Below are 25945 nucleotides of genomic sequence, written 5' to 3' on the forward strand. Positions count from 1 at the left end.
AAAGTTTGCTTGTTGTGGGCGCGAAAACGTTGCTGGGTCGCTAACGAATGTAGACGTCGAGATGGTTGCCGACGGTGCCGCGATCGTAGATTTTTCCTTGGTAGCCGAAGGGGGTGTCGTACACGGTTCCTTTCGGCGCAGAACCGGCCATCACAATAAAGCCGTCGGCGTCTGAAACGTAGCCGGCTGGGTTGACGTGACGTCCTGGCACTTCGAGTCCTTCGCCAGGTAGTACTTGCTGGCTGTAGTACGTGAACTTGTAGCCGCCCCAATTAATGGCGCCTTTGAACATGAATTCTTCTAGCGAGAAGAGGGCGTTTACGGGGGCGCCCGCTACTTTTGCTTCTTCGAGCGATGCCACGCTTAAATCAATCGCTGGATCGGCACCGGCTTTTGACTGAAACAGTTGGTTTGCCGCGGGCTGGGTTGATCCAGCGGGAGTAATTGCGAGGGCTTCTGAGGCCGAGAGTGGTGCTGCGGCAATCGCGCCAAAAAATCCAACAGCGGCAATTGCGGCGCCAACACGGCGCACCGTTCCGCTCCCGGTGGTTCCGGAAGTTTTGGGGGCGTTCGCTGGTGATGAGACGGTCACAGTGATGCGAGTCTAACCGGGCTTCCCGAGAACGCCCAGGGAATGCGCGAACGTTTGGACGCGAGCCGCGAAGCGGTCGGGGGAGAGGCAAGGCGCGCGGCAGATGCGCGAGCGCGCAGCAAGCATTCTGGAAAACCCGAATTCTCTTTTCTGGTTGTCTCGGTAGGTATCGATTCGCACGCACCCTACGGTGGAACTATGACAGATACAACTGCTTCCCAGGGGGCCGAGCCTCAAGCAGCACCGACAGCAGCTCCGGCAGCGACGGCAGCCCCGACCACGCAGGGTGCGCCGTTGATCCAGGCTGCGCCGGCGGCACCGCTCGCACCAGCAGACGCGCAAATTCCGGTAGCTGCTTCGGGCGCATTTGGCGCGCCAAGCACCCCGACTGCTCCGAGCGTCGCTCCCCAGCAGAGCTCTGGTAGACAGCGTTCTAAGATCGGCTTTGGCAGGGTGATGCTCACTGTGTTGCACCTCGCAGCGCTCGGCATGCTTGGCACGGTTGTCTTTGTTGTTGCCGCGACTGTGTTTTCGCTTGGCATCGGCCTCAGCTTCGCTTTCGGTATCGGCCTCATTTTGTTGGTCGGCCTGGTCTATACGCTGTTCGGGGTTGCTTGGCTTGAGGTTGAGCGTGTCAGGGGCCTCTATAGTCTCGATACTGGCGCGCTGCGCCTGCGCCCCCGTGAGCACCCTGGTTTCGGGGGTTGGCTTCAGGCCATGCTGAAGCAAAGCGTTGACGGTCGTATGTGGGCCAGCCTGTTGAGTCTTGCGATTGGCACTGTGTTTGGTCTGTTGGTGATTCGCCTCGCAGCATCAGCGGTGTGGAGCTTTGTGATTATGTTTGGCGGCAGTGCACTGGGCAATCAGCTGGGCGTGTGGCGTCTCTTTGGTCCCGAAATTAGTGGTTTCCAGACGAACGAAGTGGCCGACAGTTTCTCGTCACCGTTGTGGTCGCTTAGCGTGGTGGTGTTGTCGCTTGCTGCCATGATCGGCCTCGGCGCACTGCACGCGCTGATTGTTCGAGGGCTACTTGGTTCGCCTTCGCGTAGTGAGCTCGCGGCAACTGTGCGCGTCACCAGTGCTCAGCGTGAGGGTGCGGTGCGTGCGGCAGATCTTGAGCGTACTCGTATCGAGCGTGATCTTCATGATGGGGTTCAGCCGCGTTTGGTTTCTATCGGTATGACGCTTGGTCTTGCTCAGCAGAAAATTGACGAGGATCCGGCGGCCGCGAAGGCGCTGGTCAGCGAGGCGCACACCTCCACCAAGGCAGCAATCACTGAGTTGCGGCAGCTGGCTCGCGGTATTCACGCTTCGGTGCTTGATGATCGTGGTCTCGATGCAGCGCTTTCGGCGCTTGCGGGTCGCAGCCATGTGCCGGTTCTGCTTGATGTTCGAATGGATGGTTCGGCCGATTTGCGTCAGCAGAGCAGCGTCTTTCGCGACGCTGAGGCTGCCGTGTATTTCTCTATCGCTGAGGCGCTCACGAATGCGGCAAAACATTCTCGTGCTGCCGAGTGCAGGGTTGTGGTGCGGCTGCGAGATGCGGGCACGCCGGGTGCGTTGATCTGGGCTCGTGTCGAGGACAACGGCATCGGGGGCGCAACCTTGCAACCCGGTGGTGGCCTTGACGGTATCTCGAATCGGGTGCTCGCGGCTGGCGGTAATTTCAGCATTGTGAGCCCGAATGGTGGGCCAACAACTTTGGAGGTGAGTGTTCCATGCGCGTCTTAATCTGCGAAGACTCGGTGCTGTTGCGCGAGGGAATCGTGCGACTGCTTGCCGACGCTGGTCACGAGGTGGTCGCGGCGCTCGCCGACACTGACCGGCTCGATGAGTCTGTGATCGAAACGAATCCTGATTTGTGCATTCTTGATGTGCGCCTGCCTCCGACGTTCACCGATGAGGGAATTCGGGCAGCGCTTCGAATTCGGGCGACGACGCCGGATCTGCCGATCTTGGTGCTCTCGCAGTATGTCGAGGAGCGTTACGCGAGTGAGTTGATTGCTGCGCAGGGTGGGGCGCTCGGTTACCTGTTGAAGGATCGTGTTGCTGACATCACCGATTTTCTTGAGTCGGTTGACCGAATTGCGCAGGGAGCGACGGTGCTCGACCCCGAAGTTGTCGCGCAGTTGCTGAGTCGTCAAACGAAAAACTCTCGCATGGCGCAGCTTACCGATCGTGAGCGTCAGGTGCTTTCGCTTCTCGCTGAGGGCAAGTCCAATCAGGCGATTGCTGCGGTGCTGTTTCTTTCCGAGGCAAGTATCGAAAAGCACATCACCGCAATTTTTCAGAAGCTCGGGCTTGAGGCCGACGAGCATGGCAACCGACGAGTGCTGGCCGCGCTCGCACACATTGAAATCACGGGATCATGAACAACAACACAAACGAAGTTATGAGCGATACGAGCGCTGCGCCACGATCGAACTGGGTTGCGATCACCGTTGCTGTGATCGGTGGGGCGCTTTTGCTCGGTGCGATGGGAACGGCCGCAGTTGCCGGTATCTATGCGTCGACAAGAAGTGGTGGCGGCGAGGCCCAGCATCTCACCAGTTCGGCTGAGGGGGTCACTAGCTTGAGCGTTGAGGCGGTTGCTGCGAGGTTTGTGATCACCTGTGAGGGTGCGGTGGATCGCCCAGGCACTTTCGACTTGACGACCGATTCGGGCGACCGCCAGTGGCGCATGTTTGAGCGGGGTGGCCACCTCAGGGTTGAGCCTAATGAGCCCTGGATTGGTGCTTCGTTTGGCGGAAGCCAGCGTGTTCAAGACATCACCCTTGGTCTGCCGGCTGAGGCTTGCGATGGTAGTTCTGTGCTTAACGCTGACGTTGAGTTGGGGGCAGGGAAGCTGTTGATTGATGGCAGTTACGGTGAGTTCGAGGCGCTTGTTGAGGCTGGTGACTTCGAATTCACGGGTGATGCTGACGCGTTTGACCTTGAGCTCGCTGCGGGCAGCGCGGATTTTGTGGCAAACAATGTGCGTGAGGCTCAGGTTACGGTTTCTGCTGGCAAGGTGAAGGGCGAATTCGCTGGATCAGCACCAGCCTTGCTTGAGGCTGAAGTGAATGCTGGTCGGGCAGTGTTGACGTTGCCAGACGAGTTGTACTCGATCCGTTCTGATGTTTCTGCTGGCAGCTTTGATAATGCATTGCGAACTGAGCAGGGTGTGACGGGCCATGAGGTGAAGGTTGATGTTTCGGCGGGTCATCTTGGGTTGAAACCGAGGACTGCTCTGTAACCCTGAAGCAAGATTACGTCTAAACGTAGTTGGGTTTATCGGGAAGACGTAATACTGCTATTCTGGCCGTGTCACCGTTAGGTGCCACGGCCAGAAAGTTGTGATGCCCCTTAGCAAAGAGCGCACCCCACGTGCGATGCCAGAGCGCGGGCTCTTTCGACTGCTCGGGCCAGCCTTTGTCGCGGCAATCGCATACGTTGATCCCGGCAACGTCGCCGCCAATCTCTCTGCGGGCGCAAAGTATGGCTATCTGCTGGTGTGGGTACTTGTGCTCGCAAACGCTATGGCGGTTATTGTGCAGTATCTTTCTGCCAAACTTGGCCTCGTTACGGGTAAAAGTCTCGCCGAAATGCTTGGCGACAGAATGCCAAGAACTTCTCGACTGCTGTATTGGTTGCAGGCCGAGCTCGTAGCGGTTGCGACCGATATCGCCGAGGTCATCGGCGGGGCAATAGCGCTTGCGATCCTCTTCGACCTGCCCCTTGTGCTTGGCGGCACCATCGTTGGCGTAGTCTCGATGCTGCTGCTCGCCATGCAGCGCCGCGGCCAGCTGCTTTTCGAGCGCGTCATTATCGGGCTACTCGCCGTAATCACAGTCGGTTTTGTTGCAGGCCTATTCGTGACGCCGGTCGATTGGGGCGGAGTCGCGGGCGGGCTCGCGCCGAAGTTTGACGGCGCTGAAACGGTACTGCTCGCTGCGGGCATGCTCGGCGCGACCGTTATGCCGCACGCGATCTACCTGCACTCTTCTCTAGTGCGCGATCGGCACGGTGCTCAGCACACTCCTGACCGCCTGCGTCGATTGCTGAAAGCCACTCGTTGGGACGTACTGCTTTCGCTCGTTGTCGCCGGTGGTGTAAACATCGCGATGCTGCTGCTTGCGGCCTCAGCGCTTCGAGGGGTGGATGGCACCGACACAATCGAGGGCGCCGCGGCTGTGATCAGCAGCCACCTCGGCCCCGCCATCGGTGTGATCTTCGGTATCGGCTTGCTGGCCTCGGGCCTTGCTTCTACCTCGGTCGGCGCCTACGCCGGAGCCGACATTATGGGCGGCCTGCTTAAAAAGAAATTTCCACTCATCGTGCGCCGAGCGGTCACCTTGATCCCGGCGCTCATCGTGCTCGGCGTCGGAATCGATCCAACGTGGGCACTGGTCTTGAGCCAAGTCGTGCTCTCGTTCGGAATTCCGTTTGCGCTTATTCCGCTGGTCTGGCTGACTGGAAAACGCACGGTGATGGGCCAGTACGCAAACGGCATCGCCATGCGTATCGCAGCGTGGGTGACCGTCGCGGCAATCGTGCTGCTGAACGCTTTGCTGATTTACCTGACCGTCACAGGACAGGACTAGTCCCGGCGCATGTTACCCGGTGTCGCTCAAGGCGATTGTAGCGTCAGGTCTTCAAAATCAGTCTCGTGTTTAAACTTCTCAAATAAGTTTGTGGTTGCGGCAACTGCAAATTACAAAAGGAGTTCCAGCCGACAGATCAATATTGAAGGCTTCGGAATACACAAGAACGATTGCTCGTTAAACGGCGCAGAAGTACTCGACTTTGGTCCGACCTGCGCCTCCTAGTGTGAGGTATGGCATGTATGCGATAGCCGGGCTGGACCATGTGAAGGGACTTCCACCATAACTTGTTGGACTGCTCGAGGATTCGCGGTGCGACACTTCGTGCAGCCTCGATGAAGGCCGGCGTTGAGATACTCTTTGCGATTTTTCTGATTATGTTGTCCTCCAGCGGACACAAGGAGGAGTGAACTGGGCGCAAGAGTGAGTTCATCCCAAATTCTGTCGTGTGCGGGGTTTTGAGAAGCATGATGTGGCGCCGAGCTGGCCACAAGACTTTCTACTACTTTCGCGAGGCCTTTTGGGCTCTGAACATCGAGCCATTGCCCGTCTGAGTCGCTCCAGATAATCACTGGCTGTTCCAAGCTCGCTTTTTCGTCCCAAAGCAACGTGCAAAGTGCACGGCGGTTTTGAACGCTAAGTCGTGTGATCGCAAATGCCTGGGGAAGTCCAGGTGGAAGGTATACATTTGCCGCAGCTGGCGCTTCTGACGCGTTCGCAAGGGTCGCAACGCCCGGTCTTCCTTCGCGTTCCCAATCTTTCTGGTTCTGGTATAGCGCGAGGTCAATTGAAAAGAAACGAATAATTATCTTTCTTCTCAATGCAGACTTGAGAATTGCGATTAAGGCATCTGCGCGCTTCTTTACCCGTTGAAGAATCTCATCAATGTTTACAGCGCCATATGGTCCGTTGCGGTCTTCATGGTCGTTGGCGAAGGAAAACCGAATAGAGCTATCCTCATGTGAACCAGCCGAACTTGTCCAGCCAGCGAGAGTTGCTTCAGCCCGCTTCAAGATACTCAGTGTGAGGCCTTCTCCCTGATCGGAAGCAAGGAGCTTCTCAGTGATCTCGTCGAGCAAACTCTCCATATCAATTGTGATGTCCTTTGTAGGGAGAGGATCTTCGGGGTCTGACTCGGATAATTGCCTCATAAGTATCGCCCACTCGGTCGGAACCCAGAGTTCGGTGAGCGATTTTTTGGCTGCATTTATCAAGGAAACGGCACCGCCGATGTGATCGGTGTCATCATGGCTGAGAATTAGAATCTGAGGCGAGTGTTTTGCCGCTTGCTTGCCGACGCTTTTAGTTCCACCAGCATCGATAGCGATGACGCAGTCGCTTCCGGATCGGGACCAGATGAAGCACTCGCCGTGTCCAGGACTCCTTGATTTGCCGACGAGTGCGGTCAATTTCATCACCATGGTAGACATATCCTCAGCGTTATCAATATTTAATACAATGGCGTTTAATGTACCCTGGGCTGGCGGAAATGACTACTACTTATTTTCGTTACCTGAACTGTGGAAAAGGTCATACATGCGTTTCGGCGCCAAAACACTGCTGCCAAGCTGATGTGTAAATTACTGCTAGGTGGTTTGGTTGACTCGCGCGTGGCTCATTCGGCAACGCCGTGGAAGCCCGCAAAGCTGTAGAAGTATGCGGACTAGCTTCTTCGTATTTGAACGAGTTCGGCCATGCCACTGTGCTCACGAGCTCTGCACAGGTACCAGAAGAGGAATCTGGTTTAGGGGCCGAGTGCTATTCCATTTATTGCCTCGAGCGCAGGCTGCTTGGTAATGCAAAATCCGAATGGGTACGTATTCCGTTCATGGCGGGCCGCGGATCTTGCGGCCAAGATACTGATGACGATATTTTGGCGGTTCTCTTGACAGAACTAATCTTGTGATTGGTTGGCGAAGCTGGCTTGAAATCTATGCATGTCGCACTCACCTTGGTCGCAGAGTCTGACAGTGCTCTTTGAGCGCCAGAAACGCGCCAGCCGTTGATGGTCCTATATCTTTGCTGAGGTTTCCTCTCAGGTGTATGGTTCGGCTGCCCGACTCATCCACAATCACTTCGTTCTGATGCATTCGCATTTGAGGTCGCGCAAATAGTTCCTTCGTACCCAACTTGGCTGCAAGAAAAAACACCCCACTTCCACGCACTGAAATTCTGGCCCTGGAAGTCGGGACTTTTATCTAGCTAGGATTTATGGACGGTGCTAGGGCACACTTCCCAGCGGTGAGTCAGCCAAACAGCCGGGTCGATCTTGCGGCGCAGCTTCCCGAAGTTGTTATTCCAGACGTGGGCGCGCTCAACCGTCCAGCGGTGACCGGACTGCAGAGACTCCCTCTTCTTATTGATGATGTAGTCACAGCCGAGTTCGCCCAGCAGATCGCGAGTGCCCTGGGAGTCGTAGCCCGCGTTCAGGTGTACGGTGATCAGTTCCGGAAGGTTAAAACCGAAACGATCCAGGCGCTCTAGCGTCCTTCTCAGCTCACGGGCGGTCGGCCCGTGCTTAGCCGACTCGTGACTTCATCGGCGTGGTCGCCGGGGGAGCAGGTCAGGAACTCATCGGTCGGCAGGATGCCCAGCTCTACCTGAGCTTCATATGGGCGGAGTTCCGTCTCCTGCTGGAGCAGGCCTCCGCCGAGGATCGCAGCTATCTGGCACTGAGCGACAAAGAAACATTCCAGCCCATCGTAGAGTGGTGTGGTGCGGCAAGACCCATGCCCAGGCGGGCGAGGGTAAGTGCCTGGCAGAAGACCTGGCCCAGCGGCACCGGGAATGGGTTAACGCCAGGTCATTTCCATCTTTCTTCTGCTCTATCCCACGCTGCACTATCGTATCTCCGTCATCATCCGGGAGAGTAGCATCAACGCTGAGCGGGCCCGGCTCCGCTGGAACGGCGCGCCGGAGAATGGTGTTTGATCTTGCGTAGGGAAGACTCCTGGGTCAATGACCAGATCCTGACCGAGATTGAGGAAGCCACTGCGGAAACGGGGCAGATCTTCCACTCCGACGCGGAGATGATGGCCCGGCTGCACTCGGATGCTTCGGACAGCCGAGTGAGCAGCGTCGAGTAGAGAATCAAGCACTGTGCAGTGTTTCCCGAGAGCTGCTCCGGGAGGACTTGTTGGCTCGCTCTCTTGCTTGCGTGATTCTCTTCGTATGCTTGATGCATGTGGAGCATGGAGAGCCTGAGACAGAGCTTCAACGAGTGGCACAAGCGGGAAAAAGGCAAGCCCGCAGCACCAGGTGATTTTCTCGAATCCTACGTGGCCTACAAGTACGACTCGCTCCTGGCTAGACATGCAAGGAACATCGTTGTCACTAAACAGGCCAAAATTCCTGACATTTTCGGCAATATCTATGACATTGATGTCTTCTTCGAGTATGAAGTTGCCGGAATTAAGCACAGGGTTGCCATTGAATGCAAGGATCACAAAAGGCCGGTCAACCGTGATGACGTGCTCGCCTTCTGCGGAAAGATCAAAGACATGCCGAGCACTATCGGTGTCTTCGTTTCGGCCAGTGGTTTTCAATCTGGTGCCCAAAAGTACCTGGACGACCATGGTGTCAAACACATCGGGCCCGATGAATTCTTCAACTTTGGCCGGATTGTGGCTGATCGGTTTCTCGCGCCTTTGCTTCCCGAAGAGTCTGCAATCGCTCAGCCTTTCTGGGTCATCATGGAAAAGAGAAATGATCGCTTGACTGGATCCTGGGCAAGCATTCCTCCTGCCCTCGCTGGCTGGGAAGCGAAAACCAAGAGGCAAACGATTCCCTTATTTATGTCGCGACGAGATGCTAAAGAGTTTTGGGCATCTGTTTATGCCGGCGCAGACTCCTGGTGCATCCGAGGGCTGGAACAGCCTTCGTTGCGAGTCTTTATTGGAGTCGCGAAAGCGAGTGATCTTACCTTTGCGGTTTTCAAGAGCCTGGGGCCTGCCGAGCAGCCGCAGTTTGAAGTCGAGCCTTACTCTCCACAAGAACTTGAAGAGGAGTTCCTTTTCATCTGACGCTTACTCCCAAACATGTGCACGGCCACGCAACTCGGTGAGCGCGGATAACGCCAAGATTGGTGAGTCAAATGTCTATTGACGTGCCCTGTTAGTCCGAATTGAACCTGAACCTGAACCTGAGCTGCAGCACTACCCGAACGTCAGATGCTTGATTCGCTCCAAATAGAAGCTCATTTCCTTCACAGTGCACGTGAGTCGACACTCAGTCGACTGCCTGGGTTTGGCTGGACTTTATGGACGCAACTTTTTCTTCTACGCCTATGGTTGTAGCTACTTCCCGAGGCGAGCGCTGTTTTTTGCGAAACTGGTCGATCATGTTTATGCGAGTCTGGGCAGGCTTGCCTGGCGGAGCGAATGAAGCTACCTGAATTCACAGTTCATCAGTTCGTAGTCGAAGAGTCCGGTCCCGTTGAACTTGTTTCGAAATAGGTTCCAGGAGCCAGACTACATTCACTGTAGTCACGAATGCAGTGCGTATGACTGTCATGTAGGACGTTGGGTGCATGGTCCCTGTTGTGCGCATGCTTTGATTACGAAATCCAGGTGTTCTGTTGCCACGCACGCTGGGCACCAAGCTGGCTTGTCAATACTCAGGCCTGGAATATCGTCGGTAGAGAGTGCGCTGGTGGCTCCATGGGGACCCGATCTTTTGCTAGATGTCGCCAGGCGCTTCAGGCAGTTGCTTCTGACGGGTACCTTCCTAGGATCCGTATTCTGTTGTTGCTACCACGTTCCCTGCTCCGAGTACAACCAGACATGGTCCAGAACTGTGTCACCCTCGTGCTTTTCTCTAAGTTGTAACCGGCTCAATCTCTAGTGGTCGCCTCATCAGATGATCGAAGCGGCATGCAATCACGCCGTCACTAGAACTTTCACGCCTATTGTTCAACTTTCGCACGGGAGCAAAGCTGTGGACATCTGAACGTGGGTACAGCATTGTTGAAGTATTTCTCCGCCACCGCACAGCCACGATGCATGGCAAGAATTTGTCTGGCTTCAAGCTGGGTTTACATTTCAATCTCGGTAGAGGTCGAGGAAAGGATTACATCTCGGACCCGCGCGGATTCCTCACAATGTTCAGGTCAATCATCAACCAGCAACGAACTACGCGACTACGCGCCGAGCGTCGGGTAGTCTTCGGCAGCAAGGCGATCCTCGATGACCGGAAACTCAGCTCTGACCTCTGCCACAAGAGCCGGATCGATATCGACCACCGCGATCTCTTCCTCGGTTTCAGAGCACTCGTGCACAACGCGACCCCAAGGATCCACGATGCGGCTCGAACCGCCGAGCTCAACCCGCCCCTGTGTGCCGCAAGCATTGACCGCGAGCACCCACAACTGGTGCTCTACCGCGCGTGCCTCGGTAAACAAGCGGAAGTGACCGCGCCGCGCCGCGGGCCACGCTGCAGGCACGATGGCTGCTTGTGCCCCACGCTCGCTGACCTCAAGCCATAGCCTCGGAAAACGCAGGTCGTAACAGGTGGTCGAAGCGGTTGCGCCAAGCGGAGTTTCAACCACGCTCAGGGTTGTGCCCGGTGTCAGCAATTGTGACTCAAGCGATTCGTATCCGAACACGTGAATCTTGCGATAGACCTGGGCAATCTCGCCGTTCGGGCTCAGCAGCACTGTGGTGTTGTGCAGCTTACCTTCGGCGTCTCGCTCAATGAAGCTGCCGACATGAATCCAAGCGCCCAGCGCGATCGCAAGTCTGCGGCACATGCTCACTGTTGGGCCATCGATCGGTTCCGAAAGCTCTTCGTAGTGTTTAAACGCTAGGTAGCCCGCGCTCCACAGCTCTGGAAGAACAAAAAGCTCAATACCCTCGTCAGCGCGCGCGAGCAGCATCTGCTCAACACGCTCTATCCGCTCAAGCTGCGACTCCTCGTAGGGGCTGGCCAGCTGTACCAGGGCGACGCGTGTCACGACGAGACCTCCGTTGTTCGTTTGTAGCTTTCACTATCTGCGGCAATCGTGCCCTCGCGGTGTGCGCGAATCAACTGCTCAATTTCGCTCGCGGGAGCTTTCGCCGCGATCCGCTGCAGCAAATGTTCATGCTCTCCGCTGAGCCGTTCAGCGATACTGCCGCGGTATCCCACAACGGATGCGCGTACGGCGGCAACTCGCTGTTGTCCGCGATCGAGCATTTCACGCAGATGAGTATTTGGGCATGGTGCCCGCAGAATCCCATGAAACTCAAGACTGTTCTTGTTGTAGGCCTGAAAGTCGCCCGCTGCAAGGGCATCATTCATTCGCACATTCGCCTCGTGCGCAGCCTGCAGTTCTTCCTCGCTCAACAGGGGAGCGGCAAGTGCCACCGCGAGCCCCTCAAGCACCGCTTCAGTCTGCATGATCTCGCGGTACTTTGCGGTGGTGAGTTCCGCCACCCGCACACCGCGGTGATAGAGAAACTCGACCAAGCCTTCGCTTTCAAGACGGCGAAGCGCCTCCCTGGTCGGAATCAGGCTGACCCCGGTCTCTTCAGCAATTGCCGCGATGCTCAGCGAAGAGCCGCCAGCAAATGTGCCGTCAACAATCGCACTCATTACATAGTCATAGACAAATTGGGTTTTGTTTTTGGGCTGGGGGCGAGGATCGGTCATCGTCACGCGCTCCGCACTTCTGGCACATGCCGCTCGAGAAAAGCGGTGATGTCGGCGAGCTCGGCTGCACCGATGCCGTGCAGAATTCCGTCGTAGAGGCGCGCTTCAAGCTCGGTGTGCGTCGGCGCCCACTCAGTGGTGAGCGCAATTCGGTGATCGTCGATGATAGGGTCGAGCACGTCACGACCCCAAAACATTGGTGGGCGAATCTCACGCAGCTTCTCGTCGCCGTCGAAAGCGCCAGCGCCGACAAACCCTGAGCAATTCACGCCGCATACGAAACGGTCGGGCCGAATCCGCAGCAGCGAAGTGACCATGCAGCCGCCCTGCGAAAAGCCCATGAGCGCGATGGTGCCAAGGCCAACCTCGCCGGCTGGGCTCCCCACGCTGTGCGCGCGAACACGCGCATCAAGGGTGTCGAGCCAGGCAAGAGTTGCTAGGGCTGCGGTGTGCGGTCCGCTGCCCTCAAATGATTCCGGATCAGCCTGGGGAAGAGGCAGGCCCTGCGCGCTTAGCGGCAGCTGCCACCAGGCAAAGCCGTTCACAATCGGTGCGGGAGCTACGAGCGGTGCGCGCGGCGAAGCACAGACAAATCCCTTAGGCAGGTGCCCGGCGAGTTCAATGAGGTCACCCTCAAACGATCCGAAACCGTGCATCAACACCAATAGTGGGCGGGTCTGCAACGCGGTGAGCGCGTCTGCCTCGCCTACTCCGCGGCCATCAACCGACCAAAGTACGACCCCATCGTCAATACTGACTTCACTCATGCTTCAAGCCTAGTGCCAGGGTGTGAAAGCTGCTCCGCTCCAAAGCTTCGCAGAGGTAAACGGCAAGGGGTTTTGCGAAACTTGGCGGTTTTATGCCAAAGTGCCTCACTTTTGCGAACACTAGTGTTCACACTCGTTCACCTCCCGTTCACCCGCAGGCAGAAGTCTCTTTACGTGATGAACGTACCTTCGGCTATGTGGGCAATCTCCCACAAAGAATCTCCTACGAAACGGACACGATCTAACGTGAAAACTTCAGCCACGATCAAGGCCGCCGCAATCGGTGGCATCGCAATTCTCGCGCTTACCTCGTGCGCTGCCAACGAAGGCGCACCGACCGAGAACACCAGCACCTCGTCACTCACCGGCACGCTCGTTGGTGGCGGCGCATCGTCGCAGGGTTCGGCACAGGAGGCATGGATCGCAGGCTTCCAGACTGCAAACCCAGACGTCACCGTGAACTACGATCCAGCTGGCTCAGGCGCTGGCCGCGACACCTTCCAGCAGGGTGCAAGCGCATTTGCAGGCAGCGACCGAGCGTTCAAGGTTGACGAAATCGCTGCTGGCCCATTCACCGGCTGCGCGACCCCTGACGTTGTTGAGATCCCGGCCTACATCTCGCCGATTGCGATCATCTTCAACCTCGACGGTGTTGACTCGCTCGACCTCGACGCTGACACCGTTGCAAAGATCTTCACAGGCCAGATCACCAAGTGGAACGATCCAGCGATCACCGCGCTGAACCCTAACGCGACCCTGCCAGACCAGGCCATCTCGCCAGTGCACCGTTCGGACAAGTCGGGCACCACCGGCAACTTCACCGACTACCTCGGCGCTGCAGCGCCATCGAGCTGGACCGCTGGTTCGGTTGAAGAGTGGCCAACCGAGCTCGGTGGCGAAGCCGCACAGGGCACCTCGGGCGTGGTTGAGGCCGTAACCAACGGTGTTGGCATGATCGGTTACGCTGACGCATCACGCGCTGGTGACCTCGGCACTGTTGCGATCAAGGTTGGCGACAAGTTCGTCCCTTACTCGCCAGAGGCTGCAGCTGCAATCGTTGACGCATCGGAGCTCGAGAGCGACCGCACCGAGCACGACATCGCGATCAAGCTCGACCGCACCAGCACCGAAGCCGGCGTTTACCCAATCGTTCTGGTCAGCTACCTAATCGGTTGCGAGCAGTACACCGACGCAGCGAACGCTGAGCTCGTAAAGTCATACTTCAGCTACATCGTGAGCGAAGAGGGCCAGAAGGTTGCCGCTGAGGCAGCGGGCAGCGCGCCAATCTCGGCTGACCTGCGCAGCAAGATCGAACCAGCAATCGCTTCGATCAAGTAATTTCCGGGCTTCGGGTTCGCCGCCAAGGTGGCGGGCCCGAAGCCTTCTCCTTCCTGTTGTAACCCCTCTCATTTTCTGAAGGAAGCACCCTGTGACCTCCTCCGCGTCTCCCGCAAGGCCTGTGCTCAGCCTCGGCGACCGCATCTTCTCACGGTCAGCCGTCTTCGCCGGAAGCATGATCCTCGTCACTCTGGCGGCGGTTGCAATCTTCCTAATCGTGCAGAGCATGCCCGCATTCGTGGCAACTAACGAGACCGCGTCGCTGCTCCCGGATAACTTTTGGTCATATGTTTGGCCCCTCATTTTTGGTACCGTCTGGGCTGCGATCCTGGCACTGGTGATTTCCCTGCCACTGGCAATCGGTATTGCGCTGTTCATCTCGCACTATGCACCGCGCAAGGTCTCAGCGGTACTTGGCTACATCGTCGATCTGCTCGCGGCTGTACCAAGCGTCGTCTTTGGTCTTTGGGGAATCGGTGTGCTGGCTCCCGCGGTACAGCCGGTCTATGTCTGGTTCACCGACAACCTCGGCTGGTTCCCACTCTTTGGCGGAGTCGCTTCGGGCACCGGCCGCACCATCTTCACCGCGGCGCTTGTGCTCGGCGTTATGGTGTTGCCGATTATGACCGCGATCTGCCGCGAAATCTTCCTTCAGGCCCCCGTGCTTCACGAAGAAGCTGCCCTCGCTCTCGGCGCTACTCGCTGGGAGATGATCCGAATGGCAGTGCTTCCTTTCGGTCGCCCGGGTATCGTCTCGGCCGCCATGCTCGGCCTCGGCCGCGCGCTCGGTGAGACCATGGCCGTCGCTATGGTGCTCTCCGCGACCGGCCTAGTCACCTTCAAACTCTTCACGAGTGAGAACCCTTCAACGATCGCCGCGAATATTGCGCTCTCTTTCCCTGAGGCTTACGGCACAAACGTGAACGTGCTGATCGCGACCGGTCTGATTCTCTTCATCGTCACCTTCCTCGTCAACGCGCTCGCTCGCTGGATCGTGAGCCGTCGCGCTGAATTCTCAGGAGCGAACTAACCCATGGCAATCACACTTCGCCCCGTTGCGGCTGGTTCTTCGCTTGCTGGAAACCGCTTGCCCCGCTTCGCCCCGTGGCTGATCCTCGCCGCAAGCGTCGCGGTATCGGTCGCGCTCTTCGCCCTGCTCTCAGCTGCAAACTCGAGTGACTTCAGCCTCGCTGGTGCTCTCGTTGTTGGTCTGCTGCTGCACCTAGTGGTAACGACGGTGCTCTCGGCGTCAATCGAGGGTCGACGTCGGGCGGTGGATCGCTTCGTTACGAACTTGGTCACCGGCGCGTTCTTGCTCGCGATGGTGCCGCTGGTTTCGGTGGCAATCACCGTGGTCACCAACGGTATGGCGCGTATTGATCCGGAGTTCTTCAACTCATCAATGCGTAACGTCACGGGTGAGGGCGGCGGCGCGCTGCACGCCATGATCGGCACTCTGCTGATTACTCTGGCTGCCACCATCATCTCGGTGCCGCTTGGGCTGCTCACTTCGATCTACCTCGTCGAATACGGCCGCGGTCGCCTGGCCAAGATCATTACCTTCTTGGTCGATGTGATGACCGGTATCCCCTCGATTGTGGCCGGCCTCTTCGCCTACGCCGCCTTCGCGCTGATTCTTGGTCCGGGTGTGCGAATGGGCATCATCGGTGCCGTGGCCCTTTCAGTGCTCATGATTCCAGTGGTGGTGCGATCCAGCGAAGAAATGCTGCGTCTGGTGCCGAACGAGTTGCGCGAAGCTTCTTACGCGCTCGGTGTCGCCAAGTGGCTCACGATCATGAAGGTCGTGCTGCCCACTTCGATTGCGGGTATCACCACGGGCATTATGCTCTCGATTTCTCGTGTGATCGGCGAAACCGCGCCCCTGCTTATCACTGCAGGCTTCACCGCATCGATGAACTACAACCTGTTCAACGACCGAATGCAGTCGCTGCCCGTCTACGTGTTCACGCAGTTCGCGAACCAGGGCAATCCGGCATTCGCCTTCCTCGATCGAGCATGGGCCGCAGCGCTTGTGCTGATCCTCATCGTGATGGCGATGAACTTGATCGCGCGCTTTGTCGCCGTGAAGTTCTCACCTAAGACGGGCCGATAGCGAGGCGCCCAGCGCGACCCTCGTCGGACTCAACGACTACAGACCCAACAGACTTACGAACGAAAGCACAACATTGTCGAAGCGCATCGAAGTGAACGACCTGAACGTCTACTACGGCAACTTCCTCGCCGTGGAAGGTGTTGATATCAACATTGAGCCACGCAGCGTCACGGCCTTCATCGGCCCATCGGGTTGTGGCAAGTCGACGTTCCTGCGCACGCTGAACCGCATGCACGAGGTGATTCCTGGCGCACGCGTTGAGGGCGAAGTACTGCTTGACGGCGAGGACCTTTACGGTCCAGGTGTTGACCCGGTGCTTGTGCGCCGACAGGTCGGCATGGTGTTCCAGCGACCGAACCCGTTCCCAACTATGTCGATCCGCGAGAACGTTTTGGCTGGCGTGAAGCTGAACAATCGCAAGATCTCTAAGACCGATGCTGACGATCTTGTTGAGAAGTCGTTGCAGGGTGCGAACCTCTGGAACGAGGTCAAGGATCGTCTCGACAAGCCGGGCTCTGGTCTTTCGGGTGGTCAGCAGCAGCGTCTGTGCATTGCGCGCGCGATTGCCGTTTCACCTGACGTCCTGCTGATGGATGAGCCCTGCTCTGCGCTTGACCCAATTTCGACCCTCGCGATTGAGGATCTGATTGACGAGCTGAAGAGCGAGTACACGATCGTGATCGTGACTCACAACATGCAGCAGGCATCTCGTGTCTCTGACCGCACTGCGTTCTTCAACATTGCGGGCACTGGGAAGCCAGGAAAGCTGATCGAGTACGACGACACCAAGACGATCTTCTCGACGCCTTCGGTGAAGGCAACCGAAGACTACGTTTCGGGTCGTTTCGGGTAAGTGGCGATGTTTGGCGCTTCATCGCGCCGCACTGAGCGGGAGTCTGCATCACGCAGGCTCCCGCTTTTGTGTGTGTTCGCACGACCGGTGCGCCTCGGCTTATATTGGGCCTCGCGCTGGATCAGCACGTCTCACGGGTGCGCGAGGGGCAGCGCTGCACGCAAGATATCGTGTCGACGAGTGCCCTCAGTGCTTGATGGGGTAGGTTTCGACGCTCAGTATGCCTGCGCCGGGGTGCTTCTTCGAGAAGTGAAACACTGAAAACCCGCCGGGTGGCAGTTCGGCCGCTTCGCGCAGGTAGTCGCCCGGCAGGCTGCCGGTCGCAAGTGCCAGTTCGCGGGCAGCGTCCGGCAGTACTGGGCGGTGGGTGCACAGTACGGCGTTTTTGCGGCGACGAACTACCTTGCCGACGATGCGACGCAGTTCAACGGTGTCGCCGGCGTCCCACGTGTCTTGGCTGAGACCCTCTCGCTCACGGATCTTTTTCTCCGTGTGCTCACTGAGCGGTGTGACGGTACGCATGCAGCGCTCTGCCGTTGAAGAGTAGATTCGTTTCGGCCCGAATGATTCGAGTATCGGCACAAGAGTTTCGGCTTGATTCTCGCCAGCCTCTGCGAGCGGGCGCAAGTGGTCAACTGGCCAGGTTTCGCTGCGTGGTTCGGCCTTTGCGTGCCGCAGCAAGATGATCGAGAAGGTGTCAATCGCATCGCGCTCAGCAAGCCGGGTGAACACTTTAAAGAGCTTCCGGTCTGCTTTATAGCTGAGCCGGTCGTTGACCTCTTCAAGCGGCACCCACTCGAGTGCCGAGATTTCGCCGTTGGGCCGAAAAGTAGATGAGTGTACTGCGGCTTCGGAGACTTCGGCCACCCAGTACTGCACGGTTTTTTCGCGGTCGTCTGGGAGCGTGTAGGTGATCATTCCCAGATTGGTGCCGAGCGTCACCGCAAGGCCCGTCTCTTCGAGGGTCTCCCGTACGGCTGCCTGCGGCATGCTTTCGCCCGGGTCGAGCTTTCCTTTTGGAAAAGAAACATCACGCTGTTTTGTGCGGTGCACAAGCAACACCATGATGCGCTCGCCGGTCTCGTCACTTACGCGACGAAAGCATACGGTTCCTGCAGCAAGTACGGGTTTCTTCATCGTGCTCCACGTGATCGGGCCTCAGTTCGGTCGGCCATCACTAGGTCTTGCAGATCGCGCAATGGCTCGCCCTCTTCGGTGACTGTGCGTCGGTGCCAGCTACCGTCAGGCAGCATACGCCATGAACTGACGTCGTCGCTGAAACCATATGCGAAGAAACGATCAATGCGGGCGAGATGTTCCCGATCAATGATTCGCGCGAGAACTTCGATTCGGCGATCAAGATTGCGGTGCATGAGATCGGCGCTGCCAATGTAGACCTCGCGCTCGCCTGCGTTTGCAAAGGCGTAGATTCGCGAGTGTTCGAGGTAGCGGCCAAGCACTGAGCGCACCTGGATATTCTCGGATAGGCCGGGTACCTGCGCCTTGATCGAGCAGATTCCTCGAATCCAGACTTCGATCGGAACACCGGCACGGCTTGCGCGGTAGAGCGCGTCGATGATCTCCTCATCGACCATGCTGTTGGCCTTGAGCTTGATGCCGCTCGGTTTTCCGGCCAGAGCGTTTTCGGCCTCGCGCTCAATGCGCGAGAGCAAACCTTTGCGCAGGCCTTCTGGCGCCACCAGCAGGCGATCGTAGTTCGTCTCAATGGCGTAACCCGAGAGCACGTTAAAGAGTTTCGTGACGTCACGGCCAACCTCTGGCGAGGAGGTGAACAAGCCAAAGTCTTCGTAGATGCGGCTGGTCTTCGGGTTGTAGTTGCCCGTGCCGATGTGGCAGTAGTGTGTGAGCTTGCCCTGTTCTTCACGAATCACGTGTACGAGCTTGCAGTGTGTTTTCAGACCGACGAGACCGTAGACCACGTGCACACCGGCCTGTTCGAGCTTGCGTGCCCAGGTGATGTTTGCCTCTTCGTCGAATCGGGCCTTGATCTCAACCAGCGCAAGCACCTGCTTGCCAGCTTCAGCGGCTTTGATCAGCGCAGCGACAATTGGGCTATCGCCTGAGGTGCGGTAGAGCGTCTGCTTGATTGCGAGCACGTCAGGGTCGAGCGCCGCCTGCTCAACAAACGCTTGCACACTTGTCGCGAACGACTCGTAAGGGTGGTGCACCAGCACCTCGCGGCGACCAATGGCGCGAAACACGTCGGGTCGGTCGCTCGGTGAGGTTGGCCTGAAATCGGGGTGTGTCACCGGAATGTGCGGCGTGAACTTCAGTTCTGGCCGCTCAAGTCGACCGAGCGCGAAGAGACCACCGAGGTCGAGTGGCGCGGGCAGGGTGTACACCTGTTGCGGATCGATATCGAACTCGCTGACGAGCAGATCAAGGGTCGCTTGATCCATGTCGTTGGAGATTTCGAGACGAATGGGTGGGCCGAAGCGGCGACGCAGCAGCTCTTTCTCGAGCGCTTGAATCAGGTTCTCTGTCTCGTCTTCTTCAATCTCAACGTCTTCATTTCGAGTGACCCGGAACACGTGGTGGTCAACGACCTCCATTCCGGGGAACAGGCCGTCGAGCTGGTTCGCGATGAGTTCTTCGAGCGCAATAAATCGCACATTGTCGTCTGATTCGCGCTGATCTACCCGTACGTAACGCGGAATCATTTGCGGCACTTTGAGGCGCGCAAACTCGACTTTGTCGCTGCGCGGGTTTCGCACACGAATCGAAATGTTTAGCGCGCGACCTGAGATATAGGGGAAGGGGTGCGCTGGATCGACCGCGAGCGGCATAAGCACTGGGTAGATGTGCTGCTCGTAGTATTCGGTGAGCACCTGGCGGTCAGCGCTATCGAGACTGTCCCACGCAACAAAACGCACACCGGCCTCGGCAAGCTCCGGGCGCACATGGTCGCTCCAGCAGCGCGCGTGACGCAGCTGCAGCTCGTATGCGGTGCGGTTGATGTCGGCAAGCACATCGGTTGGTGCGCGGCCAATGTTGGTTGGTACGGCGAGGCCGGTGACGATGCGGCGTTTCAGTCCGGCGACTCGCACCATAAAGAACTCGTCGAGGTTCGAAGCGAAAATTGCCAGGAAGTTGGCTCGCTCAAGCAACGGCACGGCTGGGTCTTCGGCAAGCTCAAGCACACGCTGGTTGAACGCGAGCCAACTCAGCTCGCGGTCGATGTAACGATCGGCGGGCAGATCGTCGTCGTGTGCTGGCAGGCGCGTCACCTCTGCGGTGAATTCGGTAGGAATCACAGAGGTATCGAACACGTCAGCTGGGGAATCAGTGTTCAGGTTGCTTTCGCTCATTTCTCTATTGTGTCAGCAGCCAGTGACAAATAGTCGGCAGATTTCATGCTCGTTCATAAGCCGTTAATAAACGTTGGATCGCCAGGCCTGTGGGCGAGGAGAGAGAACGGCGCTGAATCACCCGCGAAGGTACTGAACGCTGCGCTGCTCGACGGCAAAGCCGGCACGCAAATAGAGCTCAACCGCATTTGTGTTGTCACCGTCCACGTACAGCGTGATGCGGTTGGGGGAGTGACTCGCCATCTGGCGAAGCGTCTCGCCGAGCAACGCAGCTCCGAGCCCAATACCCGCAAACGCTGGGTCGACGCCCAAAACGTAGAGCTCGGTTTCGACTTCTTGCGATCCGCGCACTGTTTTTACCCAGGTGAAACCCGCAAGCTGCGAATCTTGCCCGGGGTCATTTGTGTATGCGAGTCGAAGATCCTCGTCGCTAAACCACGGCTCTTGCGTAAGCGTCAGAAAATCTGCCACTGTCACCGAACCCTGCTCAGGGTGCGATGCAAATGCGGCGGCGTTGACGCGCACCCAATCGACAGCTTGCTGCGGATCATTTGGGTCGTAGCCTCGCACCTCGAAGCCCGGTGGCATCGCCCTTGCTGAAGAAATTGCGTTTGGCAACGCCTCAGGATCGAGAGTGAGCCGAAGTAGTTCGCGCACCGGCTCAAACTTGGCTTCGCTGAGTAGCTTGTTCGCGGCGGGGTTTTCGCCATGCGCCCACGCGCGCAATTCGCCCGAGGAGGTATCAGCATCAAGCAGTTGCACGAGCATCGCTCGGCCAAGCCCGCGCCCGCGCGCCGTTGGACGCACAGCCAGGTCAAGTTCGCCCTCACCAATTACGCCGAGTGCATCATCGGTCTCAATCAGGGAGCGTCGGCCCTGGGCTACCGCGAGCACTGCCTGATCGGACATCGGGGGAGTGCCGTCTGCTTCGGTCGCTTCAGCAAGAATGAGGCGAGCATGCTCGGAGAGTGGCCCAACTGTATGTGAAGCGGCACTATCTAGATCAGTCATCGTTTCCCTCTTCGTGTGCTCGGGCAAAGCCATAACCAACGCCTCGCACCGTGCTAATCAGGCTCTCCTGGTCGCCAAGCTTTGCGCGCAGGCGTCGAATATGCACGTCGACAGTTCTGGTGCCACCGTAATAGTCGGTGCCCCAGACCTCTGCCAAAAGCTGGTCACGAGTAAAGACTCGCCCAGAGTGACCGATCAAAAAGTGCAGAAGCTCAAACTCTTTGTAAGTCAGGTCGAGCAAGCGGTCGTGCACTTTCGCGGTGAAGTTGCCCTCATCGATCACGACGCCGGCGGCGCTCACCGCGGCGGGACTGTCGCCTGCTTCGCTCGCAGGGCCGGGTGAACCAGCAACTGCGAGCCGCAATCGTAGGTCGATCTCGTTGGGGCTTGCAGTCGGTAGCATCACGTCGTGCACACCCCACTCGGGTGTGACGATACTGAGCATGCTTTCGGCGCAGAGCAGTAAACGTGGCACTTCGGATTCGCCGAGTAACTCGAGGCAAGCTGTACGCGCACCGCGAATGTCAAGGGTTCCGTCAATGATTAGAGCGTCAAAGCGAGCTGCTGTGCTCGCGTTTAGGCGCACTTTCAGTGGCGAGCGATTCACCTCGTGGGGCAGTAAATCAAGGCCCGGAAGCGCATCGGCTGGGTCAATGTCTGTGAGGCAGAGTAGTTGCATGACGTGCACTCCCCTCTGTCGTGACTCAAGCACTGACTCATTTCCATCCTAGAGTGCCTTGCAGTATGCAATGATGTGAACGTGAGCCAAGTTTCGATGTCGCAGAAGCACCCATGGCATTTTGGGCGCATGTTTACCGCGTGGGCGGTTGCCGCTGTGTTCGGTTTGTTGGTCACGATTTTTGTGAGCGGCGAGGCGCGTTTTCAGTGGCTTGTGCTCACTGTTGGGTTGAGCGCGCTGGTGACCTTTGCGCTGCAACTGAGCACCGCGCAGCGCGAGGGTTTCATCACCCGCACCGCCTTCAGCGTGGCCGGTAGCGTTGTTATTATCGCGGCGATCGATATCGTCGGCGAATTTCTGATCTAGTACCGCGACTGCACGAAGCTCGGCAACGCGATAGACTTGAAGCATGCTTCTCGCACTTGAACTCTTTTTTCTCGGACTCCTTGGCCTCGCCGGAGTTGCCATCGCTTGGGTTTCGGGCACGGTGCTCTACAAACTTTTCAAAGGCCAGCGCTAAGGGAGCAATCGCGTGAGTGACAATCCGTTTCTCGCGCTGCCCGGTGCGGTCGTAGCTGACTTCGCAGCCTCGCATTACGGTGCGCCGCTGGTAGAACAGCGCGCTCTCGCTGAGGGCAATGCCGTGGTGAGTCTTGCGCATCACGGTGTGATCACCGTTGCTGGTGTTGACCGTTTGAGCTGGCTGCACTCGATGACGAGTCAGGGGCTCACCGCCTTGCCGAGCGGTGAATCGGTTGAAACGATGCTGCTCGATATGCAGGGTCGTATTGAGCATGTGATTCGCCTTGTTGACGATGGTGAGCGTGCTTGGCTGCTTGTTGACGAAGGCCATGCTGACGCGCTGACCGAATACTTGATGCGTATGCGTTTTGCGCTTCGTGTTGAGGTCGAGAATGTGAGTGATCGTTTTGCGACTGTGCTCGCGTTTGAGGGCGGGTCTGCAACTGCTGCTTTGCGTGGGATCGGCACCGCCGTCGTTGAGTGGGTTGATCCGTGGGCGAGAGTGTTGCCAGGCGGTGTGCAATATTCTCGTGGCGAGCACGCTGGTGCCGAATGGAACGCCGTGCATTTTGTTTTTCCGCGTGAAGAACTCTCGGCTGTCGTCTCGCTCATCGAGTCTGGGCAGTGTTCCGTTGCCGGAACTATGGCTCTTGATGCGCTTGAGGTTCGTGCTTGGCGCCCTAGCCAGCACAGCGATGTTGATGATCGCTCGATTCCACACGAGTTCGATTGGCTGCGCACCGCAGTGCACCTGAATAAGGGATGCTTCCGTGGACAGGAGACCATCGCAAAGGTGCACAATCTTGGGCACCCGCCGCGCAGGCTTGCGCTGCTGCACCTCGATGGCTCAGCTGGGCAGCTGCCGGAGCCTGGGGCTTTGGTGTTTGTTGCCGGAGCTGACGCTGATGCTCGGCCGATCGGGCGTATGACACGTTCGGCGCTGCACTACGAGTGGGGCGGCATTGCCTTGGCCCTGCTGAAGCGCTCTGTGCCTGAGGATGCTGCGCTTGAAGTGGTGGTCGATGCTGAGACCGGTGAGCGAATGGCCGCTGCGCAGGAGGTTATTGTGCCGGCCGACGCCGGGCACGCTCGCGAGATTCCTCGTCTAAAGCGCCTGTAGTTTCGACTCGCGTGGAAACTCAGCTCGCTCTGCAGCAAGTTTTGCTAGTCCTGGCCTGAAGCGACGCTCGTCTTGGCTTGGATCGTTTCGCGATTGGAGTACCCAAAAGAAAGGATCCCTGATGCGGAGCGGGGAACTGGCATCAGGGATCCTTCCTAAATGTGGCGCCTAATTATGGCCCCGACGGGCTTGTCGGTGCTTGCACCTGATCTAGTTGGAACTTGAGCTGGCTGAGGTCGATGACATCGGCGAGGTCTTGTCCGTCGAGACCGGCTATCAGCTCGCTGAACTTCACTGTTACCTTGATTGGCACGCGCTGCGGTTCTGGGTCTGGGTAGACGGTGAGGTTTGCGTCATCGACGGCCACGGTGACCAGGCCCTGAAGAGCCGGATCGTTCACTGTGTATGAGCTTTGATCGATGCTGAATTCACCGAGCATGTCATCACCGCAGACGAGTACCGTAGCGTAGGTGCGGTACACAAGTTCGTCGCCGGGGGAAGCCTTCCAGTCGGCTAGAACGATCGGTTGTTCTTCGTCTGGGATTCCATCGCCGGTCATGTCGGTGTCGTTGAATGCGAACGACCATACCCCGTCTTCGACCTCGAGAATGCGAAGTTTGCCGGTGCGGATGTTGTCGTTGATACCGCCGGTTACGGAGTCTTGCCAGAGCGAGAAGCCACCGTAGCCACCGAGCAGAAGCGCGGTGGCTATGGCAGCGGCTAGAGCGCCTCGAGCTGCAGCGTGACCGCGTTTTGTCTTAGTCATCAGTTCCCCAGAATTGTTAAAGATAGAAAAAAGTCAGTTACAGCATCCGTCGCTTTAGTACGTGAAACAACCACCAAATGAGGCTGATGGCTACTCAAGTTTCAGGTCGACTACTCAAGAGACGTCCGGGGGTCTGACGCCGTCTACGCAGGCATCAACTCGAACTCTAGACCGCCTCGGCACGGCTGGCGGTACGGAGCGGCCCGGGAACGCAAAAACCCCTCACGCCAAGCCGTAGCTTGAGGTGAGGGGTATGAAACGAGGGGCTTAGTGTTTGCCCTGCGCAGCAACCGCTGCGGCACCCGCTGCTGCTGCTTCTGGGTCAAGGTAACGACCAGGGCCAGTGGGCTTGCCGTTCTCGTCAATGTCGTACACGAGAGGCATGCCGGTTGGAATGTTCAGACCGGCAATGTCAGCGTCGCTGATTCCGTCGAGGTGCTTCACGAGGGCGCGCAGCGAGTTGCCGTGAGCCGTGACAAGCACGGTCTTGCCCGAGTTCAGATCTGGCAGGATCGAATCGTTCCAGTACGGCAGCAATCGAACGATAACGTCTTTCAAGCACTCGGTGCGAGGGCGTTCGCCATCGATGTCAGCGTAGCGAGGATCATTCGCCTGCGACCACTCACTCGAATCATCGAGTGCTGGTGGAGGGGTATCAAACGAACGACGCCACTCCATGAACTGCTCTTCGCCGTACTTCGCGAGGGTCTCGTTCTTGTCGAGGCCCTGCAGAGCGCCGTAGTGACGCTCGTTGAGACGCCAGGAACGCTTTACCGGGATCCAGAGACGATCAGCCGAATCAAGCGCCAGGTTCGAAGTTTGGATCGCGCGGCTCAGCATGCTGGTGTGCAGCACGTCTGGCAACAGACCCGCCTCGGCGAGCAGCTTGCCAGCGTTAGCGGCTTCGCGGCGACCCTGTTCGGTGAGTCGAACATCGACCCAGCCGGTGAATAGGTTCTTTTCGTTCCATTCGCTTTGCCCGTGGCGCAGCAGGATCAGCGTGTTCGTCATAACGTCCAGCCTACCCTGCGGTGCGCCACGGATGAGCGATTAGGAAGCGAGGACTCCGTCAAGCATCTCCGATGCCTTGTCTTCGTCGGTCTTCTCTGCGAGCGCGAGCTCGGAAACGAGAATCTGGCGTGCCTTTGCGAGCATGCGCTTCTCGCCAGCCGAAAGCGACTTGACCTCTTGGTCGCGGCGCCACAGGTCGCGAACAACCTCGCTCACCTTGATCACATCGCCAGAGGCGAGCTTCTCAAGGTTTGCCTTGTAACGGCGTGACCAGTTGGTTGGCTCTTCAGTGAATGGTGCACGAAGCACCTCGAAGACCTGCTCGAGTCCCTCTTGGTCAATGACGTCACGAACGCCAACGAGATCGCAGTTCTCAGCAGGAACCTCGATGGTCAGGTCACCCTGATTGACCTGGAGCTTGAGAAAAAGTTTCTCTTCGCCACCGAGCTTGCGCTTCTTAACTTCAATGATCTTCGCCGCGCCGTGATGGGGATAAACGACGGTCTCTCCGACCTCAAACTGCATTGAGTGGCTCCTTGCATAAGCTAAGCCTCTATAATACCACACGCCTTGGCGCGACTTAGGTTTCCCTATGGTGAGCGAGGGGCCAAAGACGCGATAGTATGATCTCAAC

The 25945-nt window shown here is 57.8% G+C and carries 23 protein-coding genes and 1 pseudogene; 11 read left to right on the forward strand and 13 right to left on the reverse strand.

The annotated features are described in order from the left end of the window. Positions 1-40: 40 nt before the first annotated feature. Complete coding sequence (locus tag QBL02_RS10095; protein ID WP_282726303.1) at positions 41-592, reverse strand: hypothetical protein; 552 nt, start codon at positions 590-592, stop codon at positions 41-43. A gap of 198 nt (positions 593-790) precedes the next feature. Between QBL02_RS10095 and QBL02_RS10100 the strand changes: the two genes are divergently transcribed. The 4 genes from QBL02_RS10100 to QBL02_RS10115 all read left to right on the forward strand — a co-directional run bounded on the left by QBL02_RS10100 (position 791) and on the right by QBL02_RS10115 (position 5175). Further along, the gene (locus QBL02_RS10100) at positions 791-2323 is read left to right on the forward strand and encodes a histidine kinase (protein ID WP_282726304.1); all 1533 of its coding nucleotides are present in this window, start codon (positions 791-793) and stop codon (positions 2321-2323) included. Then, entirely contained in the window at positions 2311-2964 is a 654-nt protein-coding gene (locus QBL02_RS10105) for a response regulator transcription factor (RefSeq protein WP_282726305.1), read from the forward strand. The genes QBL02_RS10100 and QBL02_RS10105 overlap by 13 nt, the downstream gene beginning before the upstream one ends. Further along, positions 2961-3827: a hypothetical protein gene (locus QBL02_RS10110; protein WP_282726306.1), complete on the forward strand. Its 867-nt coding sequence runs from the start codon at positions 2961-2963 to the stop codon at positions 3825-3827. Before QBL02_RS10105 ends, QBL02_RS10110 begins: the two co-directional genes overlap by 4 nt. A 103-nt stretch (positions 3828-3930) precedes the next feature. Further along, positions 3931-5175, forward strand: a complete 1245-nt coding sequence (locus tag QBL02_RS10115; protein WP_282726307.1) for an Nramp family divalent metal transporter — start codon at positions 3931-3933, stop codon at positions 5173-5175. Positions 5176-5396: 221 nt separating this feature from the next. Here the strand turns inward: QBL02_RS10115 and QBL02_RS10120 are convergent, their stop codons facing one another. Both QBL02_RS10120 and QBL02_RS10125 read right to left on the reverse strand, forming a co-directional pair. After that, positions 5397-6605 (reverse strand): hypothetical protein, encoded by a 1209-nt coding sequence (locus tag QBL02_RS10120; protein ID WP_282726308.1) that lies wholly within the window; start codon positions 6603-6605, stop codon positions 5397-5399. 772 nt (positions 6606-7377) lie between these two features. Further along, a pseudogene (locus tag QBL02_RS10125) lies at positions 7378-7671 on the reverse strand (IS5/IS1182 family transposase); the annotation flags it as partial. A 686-nt stretch (positions 7672-8357) separates the two neighbouring features. Here QBL02_RS10125 and QBL02_RS10130 point away from each other — a divergent pair. Beyond that, positions 8358-9197 carry a restriction endonuclease gene (locus QBL02_RS10130; RefSeq protein ID WP_282726309.1) on the forward strand — a complete coding sequence of 280 codons (840 nt, stop codon included), beginning with the start codon at positions 8358-8360 and terminating at the stop codon, positions 9195-9197. A gap of 1115 nt (positions 9198-10312) precedes the next feature. On the opposite strand, the gene QBL02_RS10135 is transcribed toward QBL02_RS10130, so the two are convergent. From QBL02_RS10135 to QBL02_RS10145, 3 genes are read right to left on the reverse strand one after another with little or no spacing between them, the layout of a single operon-like run. After that, the gene (locus QBL02_RS10135) at positions 10313-11125 is read right to left on the reverse strand and encodes a nitrilase-related carbon-nitrogen hydrolase (protein ID WP_282726310.1); all 813 of its coding nucleotides are present in this window, start codon (positions 11123-11125) and stop codon (positions 10313-10315) included. Next, positions 11122-11802: a GntR family transcriptional regulator gene (locus QBL02_RS10140; RefSeq protein ID WP_282726311.1), complete on the reverse strand. Its 681-nt coding sequence runs from the start codon at positions 11800-11802 to the stop codon at positions 11122-11124. Before QBL02_RS10140 ends, QBL02_RS10135 begins: the two co-directional genes overlap by 4 nt. A 2-nt stretch (positions 11803-11804) precedes the next feature. Continuing rightward, positions 11805-12569: a hypothetical protein gene (locus tag QBL02_RS10145; RefSeq protein ID WP_282726312.1), complete on the reverse strand. Its 765-nt coding sequence runs from the start codon at positions 12567-12569 to the stop codon at positions 11805-11807. A gap of 246 nt (positions 12570-12815) precedes the next feature. Here QBL02_RS10145 and pstS point away from each other — a divergent pair, with 246 nt between their 5' ends. The 4 genes from pstS (at position 12816) to pstB (ending at position 16873) form a co-directional block, all read left to right on the forward strand. After that, complete coding sequence (pstS, locus tag QBL02_RS10150; protein ID WP_282726313.1) at positions 12816-13907, forward strand: phosphate ABC transporter substrate-binding protein PstS; 1092 nt, start codon at positions 12816-12818, stop codon at positions 13905-13907. Positions 13908-13998: 91 nt separating this feature from the next. Continuing rightward, positions 13999-14937 carry a phosphate ABC transporter permease subunit PstC gene (gene pstC / locus QBL02_RS10155; RefSeq protein ID WP_282726314.1) on the forward strand — a complete coding sequence of 313 codons (939 nt, stop codon included), beginning with the start codon at positions 13999-14001 and terminating at the stop codon, positions 14935-14937. A 3-nt stretch (positions 14938-14940) separates the two neighbouring features. Beyond that, the gene (gene pstA, locus QBL02_RS10160) at positions 14941-16020 is read left to right on the forward strand and encodes a phosphate ABC transporter permease PstA (RefSeq protein ID WP_282726315.1); all 1080 of its coding nucleotides are present in this window, start codon (positions 14941-14943) and stop codon (positions 16018-16020) included. Positions 16021-16093: 73 nt separating this feature from the next. Continuing rightward, the gene (pstB, locus tag QBL02_RS10165) at positions 16094-16873 is read left to right on the forward strand and encodes a phosphate ABC transporter ATP-binding protein PstB (protein WP_282726316.1); all 780 of its coding nucleotides are present in this window, start codon (positions 16094-16096) and stop codon (positions 16871-16873) included. Between the two features lie 186 nt (positions 16874-17059). Here the strand turns inward: pstB and QBL02_RS10170 are convergent, their stop codons facing one another. The 4 genes from QBL02_RS10170 to QBL02_RS10185 all read right to left on the reverse strand — a co-directional run bounded on the left by QBL02_RS10170 (position 17060) and on the right by QBL02_RS10185 (position 21925). After that, entirely contained in the window at positions 17060-18010 is a 951-nt protein-coding gene (locus QBL02_RS10170) for an NUDIX domain-containing protein (protein ID WP_282726318.1), read from the reverse strand. Then, positions 18007-20202, reverse strand: coding sequence for an RNA degradosome polyphosphate kinase (locus QBL02_RS10175; RefSeq protein WP_282726319.1), 2196 nt, complete (start codon positions 20200-20202; stop codon positions 18007-18009). The genes QBL02_RS10170 and QBL02_RS10175 overlap by 4 nt, the downstream gene beginning before the upstream one ends. Before the next feature lie 117 nt (positions 20203-20319). After that, a complete protein-coding gene (mshD, locus tag QBL02_RS10180) occupies positions 20320-21213 on the reverse strand; it encodes a mycothiol synthase (protein ID WP_282726320.1) in 894 nt (297 codons plus the stop codon). Then, a complete protein-coding gene (locus tag QBL02_RS10185; RefSeq protein WP_349238642.1) occupies positions 21206-21925 on the reverse strand; it encodes a response regulator transcription factor in 720 nt (239 codons plus the stop codon). The genes mshD and QBL02_RS10185 overlap by 8 nt, the downstream gene beginning before the upstream one ends. Positions 21926-21973: 48 nt before the next feature. Here QBL02_RS10185 and QBL02_RS10190 point away from each other — a divergent pair, with 48 nt between their 5' ends. Then, positions 21974-22258, forward strand: coding sequence for a hypothetical protein (locus QBL02_RS10190; protein ID WP_282726321.1), 285 nt, complete (start codon positions 21974-21976; stop codon positions 22256-22258). Positions 22259-22424: 166 nt separating this feature from the next. Beyond that, positions 22425-23534 carry a folate-binding protein gene (locus QBL02_RS10195; RefSeq protein WP_282726322.1) on the forward strand — a complete coding sequence of 370 codons (1110 nt, stop codon included), beginning with the start codon at positions 22425-22427 and terminating at the stop codon, positions 23532-23534. Positions 23535-23706: 172 nt separating this feature from the next. Here the strand turns inward: QBL02_RS10195 and QBL02_RS10200 are convergent, their stop codons facing one another. From QBL02_RS10200 to QBL02_RS10210, 3 genes are all read right to left on the reverse strand, one after another. Continuing rightward, a complete protein-coding gene (locus QBL02_RS10200) occupies positions 23707-24300 on the reverse strand; it encodes an alternate-type signal peptide domain-containing protein (protein ID WP_282726324.1) in 594 nt (197 codons plus the stop codon). A gap of 267 nt (positions 24301-24567) precedes the next feature. Then, entirely contained in the window at positions 24568-25311 is a 744-nt protein-coding gene (locus QBL02_RS10205; RefSeq protein WP_282726325.1) for a phosphoglyceromutase, read from the reverse strand. Positions 25312-25350: 39 nt separating this feature from the next. Further along, positions 25351-25836 (reverse strand): CarD family transcriptional regulator, encoded by a 486-nt coding sequence (locus tag QBL02_RS10210; protein WP_282726326.1) that lies wholly within the window; start codon positions 25834-25836, stop codon positions 25351-25353. Positions 25837-25945 lie beyond the last annotated feature (109 nt).

It is taken from the genome of Leucobacter sp. UT-8R-CII-1-4 (genome assembly GCF_030010235.1).
Taxonomy (GTDB): Bacteria; Actinomycetota; Actinomycetes; order Actinomycetales; family Microbacteriaceae; genus Leucobacter.